The sequence below is a fragment of the Phyllobacterium sp. MT110 genome (genome assembly GCF_058792715.1).
Map to the genome: position 1 here is coordinate 1,767,511 of NZ_JBXAFE010000001.1, position 20,209 is coordinate 1,787,719.

Consider the following 20,209-nt stretch of genomic DNA (forward strand, 5'->3'; position numbering starts at 1 on the left):
CCATCGGCAGCCGCCCGGAACAAACGCGACCATTTCCCGGCAGCCTCGCCGCAATTCATGACGGAACACTGATATGCGCACTTCGAAATGGGTTCTTGGAACCTATATTTTCATCATTATTGCGGGCATCATCCTCGCACTGCCCAACATCTTCACCAAGGCACAGCTCGATGCCTTGCCCAACTGGCTGCCCAAGAAGCAGATTTCGCTTGGTCTCGATCTTCGCGGCGGTTCCTATCTCGTTCTCGAAGTGGACGCCGCAGCCCTGAAGAAGGACCGCGTCCGCGCCATGCTGGACGACGCGCGCAACAAGCTGCGCACCGAACGCATTCAGGCGCAGTCAGTCCGCATCGCCGGTGATTCCGTCATCGTGACCATTGCCGACCAGGCACAGCGCGACCGCGCCGTGACGGTTCTGAAGGAACTGACGGCCCAGGTCGCGCAGGTCGGCTTCGCCGCCCCGGTCAGCGACATCGACATCACCTCAGCCGACAACACGATCCGTCTCACCCTGACGGATGCCGGCATGAAGGACAGACTCGACAACGCCCTGCAGCAGAGCCTTGAAATCGTCCGCCGCCGCGTCGATCAGGTCGGCGTGGCCGAACCCTCGATCCAGCGCGTCGGTTCCGACCGTATCGTCGTCCAGCTTCCCGGCCTGCAGGATCCGTCCCAGCTGCGCGCGCTGCTCGGCAGCACGGCGAAGATGACGTTCCACATGGTCGCCGACCGCAATTTCGGCGATACGCCGCCGCCTGGCATTTCCATCCTGCCGGATGCCAAGAATCCCGGCCAGACCTATCCCGTCGAGGACCGCGTTGCGCTCAGCGGCGAACGCCTGACCGATGCCCGCGCCGCCTTCGACCCGCAGACCAACCAGCCGATCATCTCGTTCCGCTTCGACAATGTCGGTGCGCGTCAGTTTGCTGAAATCACCAGCCAGAATGTCGGCCGTCCCTTCGCCATCGTTCTCGACGGCAAGGTGCTGACCGCGCCGGTCATCCAGGTGCCGATCACCGGCGGTTCCGGCCAGATCACCGGCAATTTCACGGTGCAGGATACGGTGACAACCGCCGCCCTGCTGCGCGCCGGTGCCCTGCCCGCGCCATTGACTGTCATCGAAGAACGCACGGTCGGTCCTGATCTCGGCGGCGACGTCATCAAGATGGGCATCCTGACCGGTCTTGTCGGCTTCGCCCTCGTCGTCGGCTTCATCTTCGTGCTCTATGGCACGTGGGGCTTCATCGCCAACCTGGCGCTGGCGCTCAATGTCATCCTGACATTCGGTGTCCTCAGCCTCATCGGCGCCACCCTCACCCTGCCCGGCATCGCCGCCATCATCCTTGGCATCGGCTTTGCGGTGGATGCGAACATTCTCATCAACGAGCGTATCCGCGAAGAAGCCCGCAAGGGCATCGGCGCCATGGCCGCCGTCGACCGCGGCTTCAAGCACGCCTATGCCACCATCGTCGATGCGAACGTCACGCACCTGATTTCCACGCTGCTGCTGTTCCTGTTCGGCACCGGCCCGATCCGCGGCTTCGCGGTCACCATGGTCATCGGCACGCTGATTTCCATGTTCACCGCCGTGACCGTCGTGCGCATCGTGATGACGGCCATCGTCCGCCGCCGCAAGATGAAGACCATCCACATCGAGCACGTGGTCAAGCTGGTTCCGGAGACCACGAAAATCTCCTTCATGAACGCCCGCTTCTTCGGCATCGGCGTCTCGATCTTCCTGTCGATCGCCTCGGTGATCCTGTTCATCCATCCCGGCCTCAACTACGGCATCGACTTCAAGGGCGGTATCCAGGTTGCCGTCACCACGTCGAAACCGGCCGATCTCGCCACCATGCGCAGCTCGCTGGAAGCACTCGGCCTCGGAGAGGTCGTGCTGCAGCAGGCCGGCGGCGACAATCAGGTCCTGATTCGCGTCCAGCGCCAGGATGGCGGCGAAGAAGCCCAGACGGCTGCCGTGACCAAGGTCAAGGCCGCGGTCGAACAGCTCGATGCCGGCGTGAAGATCGAAAGCTCGGAAGTCGTCGGACCGAAGGTCAGCCAGGAACTGGCGCGCTCGGGTGTCCTGGCGGTCATCCTCGCCAGTATCGCCATGCTGCTCTACATCTGGTGGCGGTTCGAGTGGCACTTCGCCCTCGGCGCGATTGCGACGCTCATTCTCGACACGACGAAGACGGTCGGCTTCTTCGCCCTGATGGGGCTGGATTTCAACCTCACCGCCATCGCCGCGCTTCTGACGATGATCGGCTACTCCGTCAACGACAAGGTGGTGGTCTATGACCGCATGCGCGAGAACCTGCGCATTCACAAGAAGATGCCGCTGCGCCAGATCATCGACATGAGTATCAACCAGACGCTGGCCCGTTGTATCTACACCTCCGTCACCATCTTCCTTGCCATGCTGCCCATGGCAATCTGGGGTGGCAAGGCCGTGGAAAACTTCGCGCTGCCGATGCTTTTCGGTGTCGTGATCGCCACGAGTTCGTCGATCTTCATCGCCGCGCCGATCCTGCTGCTTCTGGGAACCTGGTGGGAAAAGAACCACCAGCACCGCATCGGATCGAGCGAGACACCGACCGTGAAGAGCTGAACCGAGCCTGATCTGAGCTCTCCAGGCTAAATATCTGCGGCGTATGAAAAAAATTGCATTTCATGCGCCGCAGAACGACAAAAGTTGTTTGCAAGACATCATGTGTACGCAATACTGAGGCAGTCATTAGCTGTTCGCAGTTTGATTTCATTATTTTTCATCACGACCCAGGGGGAGACACCGACATATGCCTCATGAAACGCCGCTGATTGCGACAATCGTTGTGGGCCTTGTGGTGGCCTTCATCTTCGGTGCGATTGCCAACCGTCTGCGCGTTCCTCCCCTTGTCGGTTACCTGCTTGCCGGTGTCCTTGCCGGCTCCCATACACCCGGTTTTGTCGCCGATCAGGAACTGGCGGCCGAGCTTGCCGAGATCGGCGTCATTCTGCTGATGTTCGGCGTCGGGCTGCATTTCTCCCTGAAGGATCTGCTGTCGGTCCGCGCCATCGCCATCCCCGGTGCAATCGTCCAGATCGTCGTGGCAACCCTGCTGGGCGCCGGGCTTGCCTGGATTCTCGGCTGGAGCATGCAGGCGGGATTCGTCTTCGGTCTCGCTTTGTCCGTTGCCAGTACCGTCGTGCTCTTGCGCGCCATGCAGGAACGACGCCTGATCGAGACGGAACGCGGGCGCATCGCCGTCGGCTGGCTGATCGTCGAAGACCTGGCCATGGTTCTGGCACTGGTGCTGCTGCCGGCCATTGCCGATGCCGTCAACGGCAAGAACCCGGCGGTCGAGGCCGCTGCCCATATCGCCAGCGACCCCATCGTCGCCTATTTCAATCTCGGCATCGGCGGCATCATCGGGCTGACGCTCGGCAAGGTTGCCGCCTTCGTCGCCGTGATGCTGATCGTCGGCCGCCGTGTCATCCCGTGGACACTGCATGCCATTGCCCATACCGGCTCGCGCGAACTGTTCCGCCTCGCCGTGCTGGCCATTGCGCTGGGTGTGGCTTTCGGCGCGTCGAAACTGTTCGGCGTATCGCTGGCGCTCGGCGCCTTCTTCGCCGGCATGATCATGAGCGAATCCGAACTCAGCCACCGGGCGGCGGAAGAATCCCTGCCGCTGCGCGATGCTTTCGCCGTGCTGTTCTTCGTCTCCGTCGGCATGCTGTTCGACCCGATGACCATCATCAACGATCCGCTGCCGCTTCTGGCAACGCTTGCGATCATCGTGGTGGGCAAGTCGCTGGCAGCCTTCTTCATCGTGCTGGCGTTCGGCTATCCCACCGGGACCGCCCTGATCATTTCGGCCAGTCTGGCGCAGATCGGCGAATTCTCGTTCATTCTGGCGGAGCTGGGTGTCGGGCTCGGCATGCTGCCGCAGGAAGGGCGCGATCTCATTCTCGGCGGCGCCATCCTGTCGATCCTGCTTAATCCGGTCGTCTTTGCCGGGGTGGGATATCTGAAACCGTGGCTGGAAAAACGCTCCGCCTCGGCAACGGAAGCCAGCCCCGAGACGACGGTCGTCGAGGAACCCGACGTGGAAGAACTGCAGCCGACCACCCTCACCAACCACGCGGTGCTGATCGGTTACGGCCGTGTCGGCAGTCTGGTGGGCGATGCGCTGAAGGAAGTCGGCAAGCCGTTTCTGGTGATCGAAGATGCCGACAAGACCGTGGCAAAGCTGCGCGATGACGATGTGGAAACCATCGTCGGCAATGCCGCCAATGGCGATGTGCTGGCCGCGGCCAACCTTGCCGAAGCCCGGCAGCTGATCATCGCCATTCCGAACGCCTTCGAAGCCGGGCAGATCGTCGTCAAGGCGCGTGCCGCCAACCCGGCCATCAGCATCCTGGCGCGCGCGCATTCGGACGCCGAGGTGCAGCATCTGCAGGATCTGGGTGCCGACGCGGTGATCATGGGCGAGCGGGAAATTGCCCGGGGGATTGTCGCGCATATTCTCGATCTCGACAAACCGAAGCCGGAGGAGCCCTTATCGGCATAACCAAGGAAAAAACGGGGTTCGCGGCGCAAGCCAGGTGAGAATGATTGGACGGGAATGGGTATGAAGTTAAAGGATTATATATGGCCGGTGATCGGGTTGGCCGCTGTTGCTGTCTCCGCGTGGCTCCTCTACCGGGAGTTGCGGAGCATATCGCTTGAGGATGTGATCCACAGTCTCTATGCGATTCCGACCCACCGCTGGATTCTGGCCGCCCTTGCCTCCCTGCTCGCCTACGCCGCCCTTGCGGGCTATGACCGGATTGCCCTCCTGCATCTGCGCCGCAAGATTTCCTGGCTGTTCATCACCCTGTGCTCCTTCACCACCTACGCGCTCTCGCACAATATCGGCGCGTCAGTGATTTCGGGTGCGGTGGTGCGCTATCGCGCCTATTCCTCGCAAGGGATGAGCGCGGCGGAAATCGCCCTGCTCATTGCCTTCTGCTCCTTCACCTTCATGCTGGGCACGATCACCCTGAGCGCATTCGTGCTTCTGATCGAACCGGAAATATTGCAGCGCTTCAACAATGAGCTGCCGCTTTCCCTCAGCTATCTCCTCGGCTTCGGCGCCCTCGCCTTCGTGCTGCTCTATGTCTTCGGCAGCTGGCTGCAGCTGCGCCCGCTGCGCATCCGCAAGTTCACGCTCGAATATCCGCGTCTGACCGTTGTCGCCCAGCAGCTGATTGTCGGGCCGCTGGAACTGATCGGCGCCGCCGCCATCATCTATTTCACCCTGCCCGAAGCCGGCAATCCCGGCTTTCTCATCGTGCTCGGGATTTTCCTCATCTCGTTTTCCGCCGCCCTGATTTCCCATGCACCGGGCGGCCTCGGCGTGCTGGAACTGGTCTTCCTGACCGGGCTTCCCGACATGAACCAGGCCGACGTGCTGGCTGCACTGATCATCTTCCGCCTGTTCTACCTGCTGATCCCCTTTGCCCTGTCGCTGCTTGTCGTCCTGTTCTTCGAGCGTTCGCAGTTGCTGCTGCGCTTGTACAAGAAGGACAGCGAGACCTGAGCCGTCAACGCCGGGCCGATTTCACGATTCCGGATTTTCGCATTGGAATTTTTTTCCAATACACCCCGACTTTAGACCCCCATTCCTTCAAAGAATGGGGGTCGGCACCTATTTTCAGGCTGTGATTTCAACATTTCCTCCCCAAGCTGGAAGGATGGGTGCCTGATGACAACATTGATCATTCCCGGATATCTCGGCTCCGAGAAAGGCCATTGGCAACGGCAGTGGCTGGCCGATGACGATACCGCCCGCCTTGTCGAACAGGATGACTGGGAAAACCCGGTTCTGTCGCAGTGGCTGCACGTGCTCGAGGCGGCGATCTCGGAAACACCCGGCGCCATTCTCGTTGCCCACAGCCTGGGCTGCGTGCTTGTCGCCCATCTGGCCAGCCGCCCCTCCGCCGCCCATGTGGCAGGCGCCGTGCTGGTGGCACCCGCCGATGCCGAGCGCATGGCGGTGCAGGACCCGAAATTCCGCAGCTTTGCCCCGCTGCCGCGTCATGATTTCGGCTTTCCCTCCATCGTCGCCGCTAGCCGCGACGATCCCTACATGTCTTTCAACAAGGCGCAGGCACTGGCTGATATCTGGGGCTCGGGATTTGTCGACATGCGCCATGCCGGCCACATCAATGTTGCCAGCGGTTTCGGCGCATGGCCGGAAGGTTATATCCTGGCGCAGTCCATGCGGCGGCCGGACGATGCCCTTCGCGCAAGGCGGGCGGCCTAGCCCGCCTGCTTGCGTTCCAGAACATATTTGAGGATGAGCGTGACCACCGCGATCAGCGCCAGGGTCGATGAGGCGGCAAAGGCCCCGGTGACGTTGTAGTCGTTGAACAGCAGTTCGATCTGCAGCGGCAGCGTGTTGGTCTGGCCGCGAATGGCGCCGGATACCACCGACACGGCGCCGAATTCACCCATGACGCGTGCATTGCACAGCACCGCGCCATAAAGCAGCGCCCAGCGGATATTCGGCAGTGTCACGTAGAAGAATGTCTGCAGCCCCGTTGCCCCGAGGGTGATGGCCGCTTCCTCGTCCTCGCTGCCCTGCGCCTGCATGAGCGGAATGAGTTCGCGTGCCACGAACGGGCTGGTGACAAACAGGCTGACCAGAAAGATCGCCGGGACCGTGAACATGATCTTGATGTCGTGGCTCTCCAGCAGCGGACCGAGCAGGCCCTGGCTGCCGTAGAGGAAGAGATAGGTCACACCCGCGACAATCGGCGAGACGGAGAACGGAATCTCGATGAAGGTAATCAGCAGCCGGCGGCCGGGAAAGCGGAAACGCGTGACCAGCCAGGCGACGCAGATGCCGAAGACCATGTTGATCGGCACCACGACGATGGCCGTCAGCACGGTCAGCCAGATCGCGTGCAATGTCGCGGGCTGGGTGATCTGCGCGATATAGACGGAGATACCCTCGCGCAGCGCGTAGGTAAAAATCACGGCGATCGGCACGCCGATGAACAGCGCCGACAGGGCCATGGCGGCGAGGATCAGCAGCCAGTGCGCCGTGCGTGCCGGGCGCCGGCCATGCCGCCGCGACGACTGCATTTTGGCCGGGGCGGCGAGATCAGCTGCGGTCTGCATAACGGAGCTGCCAGGCTTGAATGGAATTGGTGACAAAGAGCATGAGGAACGCCAGCACCAGCATCACGGTGGCAATGGCCGCCGCGGCGGGATAGTCATATTCATCGAGGCGGATGAACACGAGCAGCGACATCACCTCGGTCTCGAACGGCAGATTGCCGGAGATGAAGACGATGGCGCCGAATTCGCCGAGGCTGCGGGCAAAGGACAGGCTGCATCCGGCAATGAATGCCGGGAAAATCGCGGGCCAGATCACCCGCGCAAAAATCTGCCAGTTCGTCGCTCCCAGCGACCGCGCCGCTTCCTCGACATCAACAGCCACATCCTCCAGCACCGGCTGCACCGTGCGGATGACAAAGGGAATGCTGGTGAACATCATGGCGATGGCGATGCCGAGCGGCGCATAGGCGATCTTCACCCCCAGCGGTTCGAGATAGCGGCCGAACCAGCCATTGGCGGAAAAGACGGTGACGAGCGCAAGACCGGCAACGGCGGTCGGCAGGGCGAACGGCAGGTCGACCACCGCATCCAACAGCCGCCGCCCCGGAAACTCATAGCGCACCAGCACCCACGCAAGCAGCAGGCCGAACAGCGCATTGAACAGCGTGGCAAGCAGCGCCGCCCCGACAGTTATCTTGTAGGTTGCAACCGCCCGCTCGGACGAAATGATGGTCCAGAAATCCGACCAGCCGAGATTGACCGACTTGTACAGCATCGCCAGCAGGGGCAGCGCCACGATGATGGCGAAGTACAGCAGCGTCACGCCGAGGGTCAGGCTGAACCCCGGCAACAGTCCGCGCTGGCTGGATTTTGAAAACAACGGCATGCTCGGGTTCTAAAGCCTGTTCGTGCGAAAGCAAGCGAGTGGTTGCAAAGAATGCGGCGGCACAGCCAAGGCCAAGCCGCCTTCGGGTTCGTCAGCCGCTGATCAGCGCTTGGTGAAAACCTTGTCGAGGATGCCGCCCTCGGCGAAATGCTCCTTGGAGAGCTTGTCCCAGCCGCCGAAAACGTCCTCCACGGTCACCAGACGCGTCTCAGGGAACTGCGCGGCATATTTCGCCTTGATGGTCTCGTCATGCACGCGGTTGAAGTTCTGGGCGAGAATGTCCTGCCCTTCCGGCGTATAGAGGAATTTCAGATAGGTTTCGGCAATCGCCCGCGATCCGCGCTTGTCGACGACCTTGTCGACAACGGTGACGGGAAACTCCGCCAGCAGGCTGACCGGCGGTACCACCGCCTCATACTTGTCTTCGCCCAGCTGCTTGCGCGTGCCCAGCACCTCCGCCTCGAAGGTGATCAGCACATCGCCGATGCCGCGTTCGGCAAAGGTCGTGGTTGCGGCACGCCCGCCCGTGTCGAACACCGGCACGTTGGCAAAGAGTTTCTTGACGAAATCCTGCGCCTTGGCCTGATCCTTGTTGTTGGCCTCAAGCGCATAGGCATAGGCGGCCAGATAGGTGTAGCGCGCATTGCCGGAGGTTTTCGGATTGGGGAAGATGACCTTCACATCGTCGCGGACGAGATCATCCCAGTTCTTGATGTGCTTCGGATTGCCCGCACGCACCAGAAAGGCCGGCAGGGAATAATAGGGCGAGGAATTGTTCGGCAGGCGCGACTGCCAGTCGGCGGGAATGAAATTGCCCTTGTCATGCAGCACCTGCACATCGGTGACCTGATTGAACGTCACGACATCGGCTTCAAGCCCTTCGAGGATCGAGCGGGCCTGTTTTGACGACCCCGCATGCGACTGGCTGACGGTGATGTCCTTGCCGGCCTCTTTCTTGTAGGCCGCCGTAAAGGCCTTGTTGACCTGCTCGTAAAGCTCACGCGAAACATCGTAGGACACGTTGAGGATTCCGGTCGGCTCCGCGGCTTTCGCCGGTCCGAGGCCAAGCGCCAGAGCAACCGTGGCATAGACGAACAGTTTTTTCATTGCATTCTCCCAAGCAGCCAGCACGGATCGTGCTGTCGAAATGAACCCAGCCCCATCCAACCCAGCGATGTCATAGGAGAACGGATATTTTTTCTGAGAATGCCGCCAAATCTCCGGGAGCGGAAGAATTGGAATTCCAACAATATCTTGCTTCTTAAAACTTTATTCCAAGAAATGACTAAAATGAAATATTCGCCCGGTCTATCCGAGCCGGTTCCGCAATCCGCTTCCACCCCGCGATGCCGCGAGGCAGCGTCGTGATCGAAAGCGCGGCTTACCAGAAGCCGCGATGCTGCCAGCACCAGAGGAAATCCTCCTCGGTCCAGTTGCGATGACGCTTGGCCGAGGCCTCGTCGCTGTCCCGCTTCTTCGCATCCCGTGCATCGGTGTCGAGTGTTTCCGAGGCGAATACCTCGCGCCACAGGCGTTCTGCCCGATTAAAGATGCCTGATACTTCACTGTACATTGCGACCTCCAGGGAACAATTGGGTTGCAGAGTGCAGCTGCCTCCAGGAGACAACCGATACCCGATGATGACCGGTTGTAAAAATTTGTCAACAATCACTACCGGTTTAATCGTGTATCGATTTTAACGCTTTCGCAACTTTTCGGGTGCTTAATTCTTAATGAATGATTATTTTTCAGAGCCTTAACAGCCATTTTTAAGACATTTGGCCGCCATGAAAAAACTCCATTTTTTAACACTTTAGCACTAGAAAATGTCACGCGAGGGACTATGACTGCATCTCACAGGGTGGTCAGGCAACAATCATGATTTCGCAGAAAGCCAAATATGCGCTCCGGGCGCTTGTCGTTCTCGCCAGAGCCGATGCCGAAAAGGCCCTTTTCATTTCGGACATCGCGGAAGAACAGAACATTCCGAAGAAGTTCCTGGAACAGATCCTGCTCGACCTGAAACATCAGGGCATCGTCATGAGCCGCCGCGGCAAGATGGGTGGCTACCTCCTGCTCAAGCAGGCGCAAGACATCACCTTCGGCGAGGTCCTCAGGCTGATCGACGGGCCGATTGCGCCCCTGCCTTGCCTCAGCAAGATTGCCTACCGGCGCTGCGAAGACTGCGACAGCGAGGACAAGTGCGAAATCCGCCATGTCTTCAGCGAAGTCGCCAATGTCACGCGCGGCGTGCTCGATAAGACCACGATTGCCGATTGCCTCGCTTACGGCGATGGCGGCAAGCTGGCAGCCGTGCTCGACAGTTAGAGCGGTTTGCGGCCATATTGAATCGTTCTGCCGGCGGGAATTTGCGGACAAGGTCAAGGGGTTTGACGAGACCGATGTTATCCATCGGACGAAGTCAAAACCCGCAGGAATTGGGCCAAATTCACCCGGCCCTTCGGGTTTCCGGCTGGCGGACACCCACTTTGTCAGGCAGCTTCGTCCGATGGATAAACATCGGCCTTGCTACCTTCCGCGTGGATTGTCTCGCCATCCGGGAAACAGAACTGATCCAATATGGCCGCAAACCGCTCTAACCCCTCGGGAAACACCATGACCGCCAACGATCCGGAAACACTGGCCTTTTACGCCGATGAAGCCGTGCGTTACGCCAACCAGTCGCAGGCGCGCGCATTTGACCATCTCGACGCCTACCTCGCCCTGCTGTCTCCCGGCGCCAGAATACTGGAACTTGGCTGCGGCGGCGGTGACGACACGGCGCATATGCTTGCCCGCGGCTTTGACGTGGTTCCGACGGATGGCTCACCCGAGATCGCCGCCGAAGCGCAGAAGCGGCTCGGCATTGCCGTCGATGTCTTGCAGTTCGAGCACATTGCCGCGGACAATGCCTATGACGGCGTCTGGGCCAGTGCCTGCCTGCTGCACGTGCCGCGCGCCGGCCTGCCCGATATCATCAGCCATATCAACCGCGCCCTCAAACCCGGCGGACGGTTCTTTGCCAGTTTCAAGGCCGGTACGGCCGAAGGCCGTGACCGCTTCGGCCGCTACTTCAACTACCCCTCGCCGCAATGGCTGCGCCAGGCCTATGGCGAAGATCGCTGGCACGATATCGATATCGCTGCGCTGATGGGCAGCGGCTATGACCGTGAGCCGACGCAATGGCTGCACGTCATCGCCACCAAACAGCCCTGATCAGGTAAAGACGGCTTTTCCGATAACCGGCGTTGACGGCACCGCCACATCGCGCGGCTCCAGCATGCCCGCGTGAAAGGCCATGTGCCCGGCATCCGCCGCCTTGGCGAAGGCGGTCGCCATGGCGACAGGGTCGGCAGCCTTGGCAACAGCCGTGTTGAGCAGGATGGCATCAAAGCCGAGTTCCATCACCGTGGCGGCATGGGACGGCCGGCCGAGACCGGCATCGACGATGAGCGGCACCTCGGGGAAATGCCCGCGCAGGGCACGCAGGGCATGCAGATTGAGCGGGCCAAGCGCCGAGCCGATGGGCGCGCACCACGGCATCAGCACCTCGCACCCCGCCTCGAGCAGGCGCTCCGCCACGACCAGATCGTCCGTCGTATAGGGAAACACCTTGAAGCCGTCCGCTGTCAGGATGCGCGCCGCTTCCACCAGCGCAAACACATCCGGCTGCAGCGTGTCGTGATTGCCGATGACTTCGAGCTTGATCCAGTCGGTGGCAAAAATATCCCGGGCCATCTGGGCGGTCAGTACCGCTTCCTTGACCGTGTGGCAGCCCGCCGTGTTGGGCAGCACATGCACGCCGAGCGACTGGATCAGCGACCAGAACCTGTCGCCGGACTTGCCGCCCGCCATTTCGCGTCGCAGGGAGACCGTGACGATCCTGGTTTCCGATGCCTTCACTGCATCCATCAGGATCGCCGGTGACGGATATTGCGCGGTGCCAAGGAGGAGGCGCGAGGACAGTTCGGTGCCATAAAGGGTCAGCATGGCTCAGCCTCCCTGCCGCGGGGTGAGGATTTCCACCCGGTCGCCGTCATTCAGCGCCACGGCAGCGCGCGCGGTCGCCCGCACCAGCTCGCCATTGAGCGCGGTCGCCAGCCATTCGCCCTCATACTCAAGTTCGCCGAGCAAATCGGCCAGTGTTTTGGCCGCAACCTCGTGCGGCTCTCCATTGACGATCAGTCTCATGATCAAGCTACCTTCTCCGAGTCAAAAGCCATCGCTGCCGCCTGCATCGCCATGGCAGGCGCCAGCAGAAATCCGTGCCGGTACAATCCGTTGATGCTGATCACCCGGCCATCGCGCTCCACGCGCGGAAAATTGTCCGCATAGGCCGGGCGCACGCCGACACCGGTCTCGATGATCGCTGCCTCGCCAAAGGCCGGATGCAGGCTGTAGGCGGCATTGAGCAGTTCCATCATCGACCGGGCAGTAACCGGCCCCGTCGCATCGCTTTCGATCATCGTCGCGCCGACCATGAAAAGGTGATCGGCGCGCGGGACGATGTAGACGGGAAAACGCGGATGGATCAACCGGACCGGCCGGGCCAGCACGATGTCGCGGGTTTGCAGGATCAGCATTTCACCGCGCACCCCGCGCAGATCCGGCTTGGCCGTGGAATAACCGGTGCAGTCGACAATGCGGTCGAATTTGCCCTCGTCCCGCTCGTTCTCAAAGCGAACGCCGGATGCGGCCAGCTTGGCCGCCAGCGCCGTCAGGGCGCGGCGCGGATCGAGATGCGCTTCGTCCCGGAAAAACAGCCCCCGGCGGAACCGCCCCGCAAGGTCGGGTTCGAGACTGCCCAGTTCCTGCGCGTCCACGCCGGCAAAACCCGAGGTGCGCGATGCGAAACGGTCCAATTCCCCGGCATCACGCGCTGGCGCCAGCACCAGCGTGCCGTTGCGCACGACGCGCCCCGGCAGAGCCGCCTCCCACCAGGAGGCAGCCTTCAATCCGAGTTCCAGCACCTGTTCATCGGCACTTTCCCGCTCGCAATACGGCGCAAGCATGCCGCCCGCATACCAGGAGGCGGTCGATGACGTGTCGCGGCGCGGGTCGAAGACGGTTACGTCCGCGCCCCGCGCCATCAGTTCATGTGCGGCGGTGAGCCCGGCCACGCCGGCGCCTTTGACAAGAACACGCATCAGAATTCGTCACCCCCGACCGGTATGGGTACAGCTGCTGATTTCAGCGGCATGTAGAGATCGCCGCCCTGCCGGAATTTTTCCGCCATGGCTGACATGCCCTCCTTCTGCGCTTCGGCGCGGATATCGTGGGAAATCCGCATCGAACAGAATTTCGGCCCACACATGGAGCAGAAATGCGCCACCTTGTGCGCCTCCTTCGGCAATGTCTCGTCGTGGAACAGCCGCGCCGTTTCGGGATCGAGCGACAGGTTGAACTGGTCTTCCCAGCGGAACTCGAAGCGCGCCCGCGACAGGGCATCGTCCCGCACCTGCGCCGCCGGATGGCCCTTGGCAAGGTCCGCCGCATGGGCGGCGATCTTGTAGGTGATCACCCCGATCTTCACATCGTCGCGGTTGGGCAGTCCGAGATGTTCCTTCGGCGTGACATAGCAAAGCATGGCGGTGCCGAACCAGCCGATCATCGCCGCACCGATGCCCGACGTGATGTGATCATAGCCGGGCGCGATATCGGTGGTAAGCGGTCCCAGCGTGTAGAACGGCGCCTCGCCGCAGACGGCAAGCTGCTTGTCCATGTTCGCCTTGATCTTGTGCATCGGCACGTGGCCGGGGCCCTCGATCATCACCTGGCAGCCCTTGGCCCAGGCAATCTGCGTCAGTTCCCCCAGCGTCTCCAGCTCGGCAAACTGCGCCGCATCGTTCGCATCGGCGATGGAACCCGGCCGCAGCCCGTCACCCAGCGAGAAGCTGACATCATAGGCACGGCAGATATCGCAGATTTCCTCGAAATGCTCGTAGAGGAAACTTTCCCGGTGATGATGCAGGCACCACTTGGCCATGATCGAGCCGCCACGCGACACGATGCCGGTGACGCGGTCGACGGTCAGCGGGATGTAATGCAACCGAACACCCGCATGGATGGTGAAATAATCGACACCCTGCTCCGCCTGCTCGATCAGCGTGTCGCGATAGACCTCCCATGTCAGGTCCTCGGCGATGCCGCCGACCTTTTCCAGCGCCTGATAGAGCGGCACGGTGCCGATCGGCACGGGGGCGTTGCGGATGATCCATTCGCGGATATTGTGGATGTTGCGGCCGGTCGACAGGTCCATCACCGTGTCGGCACCCCAGCGGATGGCCCAGACCATTTTTTCCACTTCCTCCGCCATGGAGGAGGTCACTGCGGAATTGCCGATATTGGCGTTGATCTTGACCAGGAAGTTGCGGCCGATGATCATCGGCTCAAGTTCAGGATGGTTGACATTGGCCGGAATGATCGCCCTGCCCCGGGCAATCTCCTCGCGGACGAATTCCGGTGTGACATGATCCGGCACCGACGCGCCGAAGGAATTGCCGTCGCGCTCCAGCTGCGCCCGCGCCGCGTCGCGGCCAAGGTTTTCACGGATCGCAACATATTCCATCTCCGGCGTGATGATCCCCGCCCGGGCATAGGCGAGCTGCGTCACGGCTTTATCGCCCTTCGCCCGCAAAGGCCGGTTGCGCACAGGAAACTCCGGGGTCAGCCGTTCACCGGTGACGAAGCCATTGTCCTCCAGCTTGACGTGGCGGCCGTCATAGGCGGCAAGGTCGGCATGGCCGGCAAGCCAGCTTGCGCGAATGCGCGGCAGGCCCTTGGCGATGTCAATGGCAGCGTTGGCATCCGTATACGGCCCGGACGCGTCGTACACCGTCACCGGCGGCTCGCCCGCCGTTGGATGCACCGATATCTGGCGCAACGGCACGCGGATATCCGGATGGATATGGCCGGGTTTGTATATTTTGATCGAGGCCGGCAGCGGTCCTGCCGAAACGGTTGGGGTAATTGCGGTCATCATCAGGCTCCTAGGCGGTTAAGCGTGGAAACCCAGTTCTGTGCCGGAAGGATGAAAAGAGATTGCGAATCCGGATACGGATGTGCCGAGGCTGACTCGCATGACTTTCGCACCGTCCCTACGCCAGTATGAACTGGATCAGGTTCAACGGGTCACTGCGCTGCAAAAGCCAGCAGAATCTCAGCCCCTTGTCGGGACCCCCCTGGTGAATGTCTTGAATTGAACGCCCGATCCGCCATTTGTCAAGCGAATCGGTAAAATCGTGTGTGTGGCGCCCCGTCGATTCCGGGCGCCTTGACCGGATCAGGACGCGCGCAGCGGCTTCAACGCATTGCTCCACTTGAGCAATTCGCCAATCATGGTGTTGGCGCTCGCCGTCACCAGTTCATTGGCCTGGAAGACGCCTTCATCGTTGATGAACTGCTGGTACGCCGGAACGGGAACGCCTTCGGGAATGGGAACCATCCGCAGGCCTGCGATGAGGCCCTTGACCGATTCGACCGAGCGCAGGCCGCCCGACACGCCGCCATAGCTGACGAAACCGACCGGCTTGTAGTTCCATTCCTGCCAGAGATAAATGATCGCATTGGTCAGGGACGGCGGAGCGAAATAGTCATATTCCGGCGTCACGAACACGATCGCATCGCCCGCTTCGATCAGCGCGCTCCACTTTTTCGTGTGCGCATGCTCATACTTCCGGGCACGCGGGTGGTTTGGTTCGTCGAAAACCGGCAGGTTGAGATCGGCCAGGTCAATCAGAACCGGCTCGAACTGGCCGTCCTGGCTGGCAAAATCATGGAACCACTTGGCAACCGGCTGACCGGCGCGGCCCGGCCGGGTGCTGACGTGGACGATGTTGAGCTTGGGTGCCATTGAAAGGTCTCCATAAGGCTTGAATAGTATGGAGCATGCATAGGCGCGGCGTGATGCGGCGCACAAGAAGGCACTTTTTTGAAACCGGGTAATATCGATGTGAAGACGATAGTTATGGCGGAGTCTTCACAAAACGAAACCCGCTCCAGCATGGCTCGCTGTGCGGGTTCTGTCGCGTTTTGCAAGGACCGGAAACTCCGGTCATTGATTATCGGTTGTTGCTGAAATCGCTGGTCGCGGCACCTGGACGGGCAACGCGTTCTTTCTTCTTCGGACCAGGAAGCAGACCTTCACGCTGTGCCTGCTTGCGCGCTGCCTTGCGGGCGCGGCTGACGGCTTCAGCCTTTTCACGGACACGGCGCTCGGACGGCTTTTCAAAAGCCTGGCGCGCCTTCATTTCGCGAAAGAGACCTTCGCGCTGCATCTTCTTTTTCAGGACCCGGAGGGCCTGTTCAACATTGTTATCACGGACGAGAACTTGCAATCGTTTTCCTTACCCATGCTTGTCTCGTCTTGCGGGCGTAAGCGTCACAATCAGACAAGCGTTTGATGAATTACCACAACGGCAATCCCGAGAAGCGCGGACTTTATTCATTCCCGCGCTAAAAATCCAGTGCACGGGAGCAGTTTTACTGACATCCACTTCATTTCATCCCGGCAAATTCAATATTTCCGCCGGGATGAACCTGTCGCCTTGCCAAATCCGCCGTGTCGGACGGATTTCGGCAGGGAATCAGATGGCAGCGGTGATGATGATTTCGACGAGGTAGTCCGGGGTTGCCAGCTTGGCTTCGCCGGTGGCGCGCGCAGGCGTGTTGGCCGGATCGACCCAGGCATCCCAAACCGCATTCATTTCGGCAAAGTCCTTCATGTCGGCCATCCAGATGATCGCCTGCAGGATCTTGGACTTGTCGGAACCGGCTTCCTTCAACAGGCGCTCGACCGAAGCCAGGACATCCTTGGTCTGCTCGGTGACGCTCTTGCCCGGTGTGCCTACCTGCCCTGCGAGATAAACCGTGTTGCCATGGATAACGGCCTGGCTCATGCGTGGACCGACTTCAATACGACGAATGCTCATGGAAAGTCTCCTCTAGCAGTTTGGGTAGATCGATATGCGTACAAGAAAAAAGGGCCATTAGGCCCTGTTCAAGGCGTTATAGTTGGGGCCCGCCGGAAAGCAACAAAAATCATCGGTTCCGCCCACGGTTTTCGTTTGCCCCGCCCCCTGAAGCGAGCGGCCGCAAGGGGTTGGATCCTCCGTCCGCAGCACCATTGTTAACCATGGGAAAGCGGAGGCAAGCGATGCTGCGGAAACCGGCTGCTTCTGTCGCGATGTGTCTTGCGGGCTCAAGGCGCCACTGCATACTCGACCATTCCATGGCTGCGGCGTTGTTGATGGCGGAAGCGTCGGGCGGACCAACCGCGAACCCTAGGAATTTGATTTTATACTTGCGATATGATGCAATATTAAGCTTATCTATGATAACGTGCCCTACAATTCGACGGGAGTGATAAGTAATTGATATATCCATTCGTTGAAAACATAAGATATGGCGACCGATCTATACCATTCTGCATCGCCGATGAGATTGGATATCATTGGTATGTTGCACCGGGAAACAATTATACCGGATTTCGGGAGCGTTGCCTTTACTTTATAAAACCGGGCTCGCATGTTGTCGATTGCGGCTCCCATCATGGATTGATGACCGTGCTGTTCAGCCAGAAGGCCGGCCCCACCGGCAGGGTAACCGCCTTTGACGCGCTGCCATTCAATGCGGGTGTCGTGCAGCGGAATGCCGAACTGAACGGACTGACAAACGTCGTGGCCCATGGCAAAGCCGTCGGGCAGAAGACGGGCACCCACAAGGTTTTGGCGCCGCACAGCAACGTCATCCTCAACGACAGCAATGTTCATGCTCCCGATGGTGACCTGATTGTCGACGTCATCGCGCTGGACGATGCGGATTTGGGCAATGTCGACTTCCTCAAGATCGACGTGGAAGGGCACGAGGTCGCGGCACTGAAGGGCGCCCGCGGCGTGTTGCAACAGCTGCCGTTTCTCGACATCGAAATTCACAACATGATGCAGGTCGACGCGCGCGCCCATTGCTTTGCCATCATGGAAGCACTGCCGGCAGACGGGTATCTCTTTTCGATCGATGAGGAGCCTGAATGGCGCGAGGCGCATGAGATCGACATGAATTATCTCATCGGCCTGCCCAACCCTCACCTCCTGGCGAAGCCAAAACGGTGACTGTTTCAGAACCGCAGCAAAAGAAAAACCCCAAGCCATTGATATGACCTGGGGTTCTGATTGGTGGGCACAGTAGGGATCGAACCTACGACCCGCTGATTAAGAGTCAGCTGCTCTACCAACTGAGCTATGTGCCCGTCAGCCGCTTTGACGACCGAAGGTGGGGGCTCTATAACGGGGCAAAACCGGCCTGTCCAGCCCTTCTTGAAAACTTTATGTCAGCTTTGAACAATAAGTTGTTTAAACAAAAAGCTGTCCCTCCGCCGTCTTGACCGCCGAACCGCCGATACGCCCGCCGGCAAGCTTCTGGTCGGCGATATCCAGTTCCAGCCGCAATCGCGATGGACGGCCCATTTCCTGGCCCTGTTCCAGCCACAGCCGCAACAATCCGTCGAGCGGCTGGTCAAAATGCTGGATGGCCCCGGCAAAGGCTGCCGTGGCGGAACCCGTTGCCGGGTCCTCGTAGGTGCCCTCGTCGCTGACAAACATCCGCGCATGAAAATTGCTGTCGTGCAGCGTCGTTTCGCGGCAATAGACATAGACGGGCAGCTGGCGCCCGTCGATCACAGGCGCGGCCTTTTTCATGGCGTCCTGGTTGATTCGAATCCGACCGGCTGCCGCCAGCCCGTGAATCGGGATCAGCAGGTAAGGCACGCCGGCATCCCAGATGGTCGGAACGTGATTCTCGAAGCCGATCTCCTTGGGTTCAAGACGCAGGGCATTGGCCAGCGCGATCCTGTCGGAATTATACGGCACCTGTTCCGGCAGCTTGGGAAGATCGAATTCGGCAAACGCTCCCGCCTTGCTGAGTTTCACGCCGCAGCGGACGGGGCCGATCTTCTCTTCCAGGATGATCAGCGTTTCCTGATCGCCCGCCACGTCGGGAAAGCGGCTTTGCGCCAGGGCAATGGCGGACCCGACGGTCGGATGACCGGCGAAAGGCATTTCGTAATCGGGCGTAAAAATCCTGATCTGGGCCGTATGGGCAGGATTGTGCGCCGGCAGGACGAACACCGTCTCTGACAGATTGAATTGCCCGGCAATCCGCTGCATGGCGGCATCGTCCAGCCCGGCCGCATCATGCACAACCGCAAGGGGATTGCCCGTCAGGACCTTGTCGGTGAAAACATCATAGACTTGATAGTGCCGGCCGCTCATTTGCATACTCCTCGTCAAACCCTCGGCGAAAGTAGACACTGGAGAGAGCTGTTCAAGATAAACCTTGTGACGGTGACATTCCAGCCTGCAGGCCATCTGGTGCGTGGTTCGACAAGCTCACCATGAGGGAGATGGATGACTGCAAGTTCAATCACAAACGTTGCAGAATAGAACGCCCGGCAATCCTCACTCACCCTCATGGTGAGCTTGTCGAACCACGCACGGCAGAAATGCAACATTGCCTCTCTCGGTTCATGGCCTGAAATGCCAGTCGCCAAAGGTGGCGAAGGTACGCGGCGTCGCCTCCCCCATCTCGCCGGCGGCCGAAATGGCACAGACCCCGTCCAGTTCCGGATCGGCCTGGGCGGCAATGGTGGCGCGAATGGATGCGAGCAGTTCATCTCCGGTCTGCCGGAAATAATAACGCCGGAACACGGCAATGCTCCGCTCCACCCTGACGAGATAGGCCATGTCGTCCCGGTGCGATGCGGTGCCAAGATCGATGCCGGTTTCCTCGGCCACCTCGCGCTGGGCATTGCCGTCGAAATCCACCTGATCGCCCACGAGGTCGCCCGCATCGAAAGAGCCAGCCGGGAAATACACCCGTCCCGCCGCCGATGTCGTGGCGCCCATCTGCCCGGCAATCAGCCTGTTATCCGCCGATACCATGACCCCGACGCTGAAGATGTGCCATGGTTTTGCAGCCGAGCGGTTGCGCTTCCAGTGCATCATCGTGGCAAAGGTGGTGCGCCGGTAGGCCGCGCGGAAAATACCGGCATCGATCCCGGCCTGTTCAGCCAGGAAGAACGAGCCGTCGAACAGCGTGGGATTGGCCGCCAGTTCGCGTGTCCAGTTTGCGGCTACGTCAGCGCGATGCTGAACATCGTAGGCGAGAGGCCCCTCCTCCACGCGCACAATGGCCTGACGGATCGGGATGACGGCTGCTTCGGGAATGGTGTGCATGGG

20 protein-coding genes, 1 tRNA gene and 1 riboswitch are annotated in these 20,209 nt (G+C 60.4%); of the genes, 7 read left to right on the top strand and 14 right to left on the bottom strand.

The annotated features are described in order from the left end of the window. Window positions 1-73: 73 nt before the first annotated feature. The 4 genes from secD to AC1Q5O_RS09090 all read left to right on the top strand — a co-directional run bounded on the left by secD (window position 74) and on the right by AC1Q5O_RS09090 (window position 6,290). On the top strand, window positions 74-2,608 hold the full coding sequence (secD, locus tag AC1Q5O_RS09075) for a protein translocase subunit SecD (RefSeq protein ID WP_492562494.1): 2,535 nt from the start codon (window positions 74-76) through the stop codon (window positions 2,606-2,608). Between the two features lie 187 nt (window positions 2,609-2,795). Next, window positions 2,796-4,553, top strand: coding sequence for a YbaL family putative K(+) efflux transporter (ybaL, locus tag AC1Q5O_RS09080; protein ID WP_223612804.1), 1,758 nt, complete (start codon window positions 2,796-2,798; stop codon window positions 4,551-4,553). A 60-nt stretch (window positions 4,554-4,613) separates the two neighbouring features. Further along, window positions 4,614-5,564 (top strand): lysylphosphatidylglycerol synthase domain-containing protein, encoded by a 951-nt coding sequence (locus AC1Q5O_RS09085; RefSeq protein WP_346307131.1) that lies wholly within the window; start codon window positions 4,614-4,616, stop codon window positions 5,562-5,564. A gap of 162 nt (window positions 5,565-5,726) precedes the next feature. Further along, the gene (locus AC1Q5O_RS09090; protein ID WP_464663310.1) at window positions 5,727-6,290 is read left to right on the top strand and encodes an alpha/beta hydrolase; all 564 of its coding nucleotides are present in this window, start codon (window positions 5,727-5,729) and stop codon (window positions 6,288-6,290) included. Here AC1Q5O_RS09090 and cysW read toward each other — a convergent pair. From cysW to AC1Q5O_RS09110, 4 genes are all read right to left on the bottom strand, one after another. Next, window positions 6,287-7,114, bottom strand: a complete 828-nt coding sequence (cysW, locus tag AC1Q5O_RS09095) for a sulfate ABC transporter permease subunit CysW (RefSeq protein ID WP_492563134.1) — start codon at window positions 7,112-7,114, stop codon at window positions 6,287-6,289. The genes AC1Q5O_RS09090 and cysW overlap by 4 nt on opposite strands. Before the next feature lie 19 nt (window positions 7,115-7,133). Further along, window positions 7,134-7,976 (bottom strand): sulfate ABC transporter permease subunit CysT, encoded by an 843-nt coding sequence (cysT, locus tag AC1Q5O_RS09100; protein WP_223612801.1) that lies wholly within the window; start codon window positions 7,974-7,976, stop codon window positions 7,134-7,136. Between the two features lie 102 nt (window positions 7,977-8,078). Continuing rightward, window positions 8,079-9,083: a sulfate ABC transporter substrate-binding protein gene (locus tag AC1Q5O_RS09105; RefSeq protein ID WP_492562497.1), complete on the bottom strand. Its 1,005-nt coding sequence runs from the start codon at window positions 9,081-9,083 to the stop codon at window positions 8,079-8,081. Window positions 9,084-9,357: 274 nt separating this feature from the next. Further along, window positions 9,358-9,549, bottom strand: coding sequence for a hypothetical protein (locus tag AC1Q5O_RS09110; protein ID WP_464661186.1), 192 nt, complete (start codon window positions 9,547-9,549; stop codon window positions 9,358-9,360). Window positions 9,550-9,854: 305 nt separating this feature from the next. Here AC1Q5O_RS09110 and AC1Q5O_RS09115 point away from each other — a divergent pair, with 305 nt between their 5' ends. After that, entirely contained in the window at window positions 9,855-10,304 is a 450-nt protein-coding gene (locus AC1Q5O_RS09115; RefSeq protein ID WP_223612798.1) for an RrF2 family transcriptional regulator, read from the top strand. A 288-nt stretch (window positions 10,305-10,592) separates the two neighbouring features. Then, on the top strand, window positions 10,593-11,192 hold the full coding sequence (locus AC1Q5O_RS09120; protein WP_492562499.1) for a class I SAM-dependent methyltransferase: 600 nt from the start codon (window positions 10,593-10,595) through the stop codon (window positions 11,190-11,192). On the opposite strand, the gene AC1Q5O_RS09125 is transcribed toward AC1Q5O_RS09120, so the two are convergent. From AC1Q5O_RS09125 to AC1Q5O_RS09155, 7 genes are all read right to left on the bottom strand, one after another. After that, a complete protein-coding gene (locus AC1Q5O_RS09125) occupies window positions 11,193-11,966 on the bottom strand; it encodes a thiazole synthase (protein ID WP_492562501.1) in 774 nt (257 codons plus the stop codon). A gap of 3 nt (window positions 11,967-11,969) precedes the next feature. Further along, window positions 11,970-12,167, bottom strand: a complete 198-nt coding sequence (gene thiS / locus AC1Q5O_RS09130; RefSeq protein ID WP_130270072.1) for a sulfur carrier protein ThiS — start codon at window positions 12,165-12,167, stop codon at window positions 11,970-11,972. Between the two features lie 2 nt (window positions 12,168-12,169). Further along, window positions 12,170-13,123, bottom strand: a complete 954-nt coding sequence (thiO, locus tag AC1Q5O_RS09135) for a glycine oxidase ThiO (protein WP_492562502.1) — start codon at window positions 13,121-13,123, stop codon at window positions 12,170-12,172. Further along, window positions 13,123-14,955, bottom strand: a complete 1,833-nt coding sequence (gene thiC, locus AC1Q5O_RS09140) for a phosphomethylpyrimidine synthase ThiC (RefSeq protein ID WP_492562504.1) — start codon at window positions 14,953-14,955, stop codon at window positions 13,123-13,125. The genes thiO and thiC overlap by 1 nt, the downstream gene beginning before the upstream one ends. Before the next feature lie 97 nt (window positions 14,956-15,052). Further along, window positions 15,053-15,169, bottom strand: a riboswitch (TPP riboswitch). Between the two features lie 89 nt (window positions 15,170-15,258). Continuing rightward, window positions 15,259-15,828: an NADPH-dependent FMN reductase gene (locus AC1Q5O_RS09145; protein ID WP_223612793.1), complete on the bottom strand. Its 570-nt coding sequence runs from the start codon at window positions 15,826-15,828 to the stop codon at window positions 15,259-15,261. A 208-nt stretch (window positions 15,829-16,036) separates the two neighbouring features. Then, the gene (rpsU, locus tag AC1Q5O_RS09150) at window positions 16,037-16,312 is read right to left on the bottom strand and encodes a 30S ribosomal protein S21 (protein ID WP_464661192.1); all 276 of its coding nucleotides are present in this window, start codon (window positions 16,310-16,312) and stop codon (window positions 16,037-16,039) included. Window positions 16,313-16,561: 249 nt separating this feature from the next. Continuing rightward, window positions 16,562-16,906, bottom strand: a complete 345-nt coding sequence (locus AC1Q5O_RS09155; RefSeq protein WP_105732256.1) for a RidA family protein — start codon at window positions 16,904-16,906, stop codon at window positions 16,562-16,564. 441 nt (window positions 16,907-17,347) lie between these two features. Here AC1Q5O_RS09155 and AC1Q5O_RS09160 point away from each other — a divergent pair, with 441 nt between their 5' ends. Further along, on the top strand, window positions 17,348-18,085 hold the full coding sequence (locus AC1Q5O_RS09160) for an FkbM family methyltransferase (RefSeq protein ID WP_492562507.1): 738 nt from the start codon (window positions 17,348-17,350) through the stop codon (window positions 18,083-18,085). 61 nt (window positions 18,086-18,146) lie between these two features. On the opposite strand, the gene AC1Q5O_RS09165 is transcribed toward AC1Q5O_RS09160, so the two are convergent. From AC1Q5O_RS09165 to AC1Q5O_RS09175, 3 genes are all read right to left on the bottom strand, one after another. Continuing rightward, window positions 18,147-18,222 (bottom strand) — tRNA-Lys (locus tag AC1Q5O_RS09165). Window positions 18,223-18,325: 103 nt separating this feature from the next. Further along, complete coding sequence (locus AC1Q5O_RS09170; RefSeq protein WP_492562509.1) at window positions 18,326-19,243, bottom strand: PhzF family phenazine biosynthesis protein; 918 nt, start codon at window positions 19,241-19,243, stop codon at window positions 18,326-18,328. Between the two features lie 252 nt (window positions 19,244-19,495). Next, window positions 19,496-20,206: an NUDIX hydrolase gene (locus AC1Q5O_RS09175; protein WP_492562511.1), complete on the bottom strand. Its 711-nt coding sequence runs from the start codon at window positions 20,204-20,206 to the stop codon at window positions 19,496-19,498. Window positions 20,207-20,209 lie beyond the last annotated feature (3 nt).

Excerpts from the sequence above, each read along its gene's own strand:
- secD (WP_492562494.1), top strand. The coding sequence starts at position 74 with ATGCGCACTTCGAAATGGGTTCTTGGAACCTATATTTTCATCATTATT.
- ybaL (WP_223612804.1), top strand. The coding sequence starts at position 2,796 with ATGCCTCATGAAACGCCGCTGATTGCGACAATCGTTGTGGGCCTTGTG.
- AC1Q5O_RS09085 (WP_346307131.1), top strand. The coding sequence starts at position 4,614 with ATGAAGTTAAAGGATTATATATGGCCGGTGATCGGGTTGGCCGCTGTT.
- cysW (WP_492563134.1), bottom strand. The coding sequence starts at position 7,114 with ATGCAGTCGTCGCGGCGGCATGGCCGGCGCCCGGCACGCACGGCGCAC.
- cysT (WP_223612801.1), bottom strand. The coding sequence starts at position 7,976 with ATGCCGTTGTTTTCAAAATCCAGCCAGCGCGGACTGTTGCCGGGGTTC.
- AC1Q5O_RS09105 (WP_492562497.1), bottom strand. The coding sequence starts at position 9,083 with ATGAAAAAACTGTTCGTCTATGCCACGGTTGCTCTGGCGCTTGGCCTC.
- AC1Q5O_RS09110 (WP_464661186.1), bottom strand. The coding sequence starts at position 9,549 with ATGTACAGTGAAGTATCAGGCATCTTTAATCGGGCAGAACGCCTGTGG.
- AC1Q5O_RS09115 (WP_223612798.1), top strand. The coding sequence starts at position 9,855 with ATGATTTCGCAGAAAGCCAAATATGCGCTCCGGGCGCTTGTCGTTCTC.
- AC1Q5O_RS09120 (WP_492562499.1), top strand. The coding sequence starts at position 10,593 with ATGACCGCCAACGATCCGGAAACACTGGCCTTTTACGCCGATGAAGCC.
- AC1Q5O_RS09125 (WP_492562501.1), bottom strand. The coding sequence starts at position 11,966 with ATGCTGACCCTTTATGGCACCGAACTGTCCTCGCGCCTCCTCCTTGGC.
- thiS (WP_130270072.1), bottom strand. The coding sequence starts at position 12,167 with ATGAGACTGATCGTCAATGGAGAGCCGCACGAGGTTGCGGCCAAAACA.
- thiO (WP_492562502.1), bottom strand. The coding sequence starts at position 13,123 with ATGCGTGTTCTTGTCAAAGGCGCCGGCGTGGCCGGGCTCACCGCCGCA.
- thiC (WP_492562504.1), bottom strand. The coding sequence starts at position 14,955 with ATGACCGCAATTACCCCAACCGTTTCGGCAGGACCGCTGCCGGCCTCG.
- AC1Q5O_RS09145 (WP_223612793.1), bottom strand. The coding sequence starts at position 15,828 with ATGGCACCCAAGCTCAACATCGTCCACGTCAGCACCCGGCCGGGCCGC.
- AC1Q5O_RS09155 (WP_105732256.1), bottom strand. The coding sequence starts at position 16,906 with ATGAGCATTCGTCGTATTGAAGTCGGTCCACGCATGAGCCAGGCCGTT.
- AC1Q5O_RS09170 (WP_492562509.1), bottom strand. The coding sequence starts at position 19,243 with ATGAGCGGCCGGCACTATCAAGTCTATGATGTTTTCACCGACAAGGTC.
- AC1Q5O_RS09175 (WP_492562511.1), bottom strand. The coding sequence starts at position 20,206 with ATGCACACCATTCCCGAAGCAGCCGTCATCCCGATCCGTCAGGCCATT.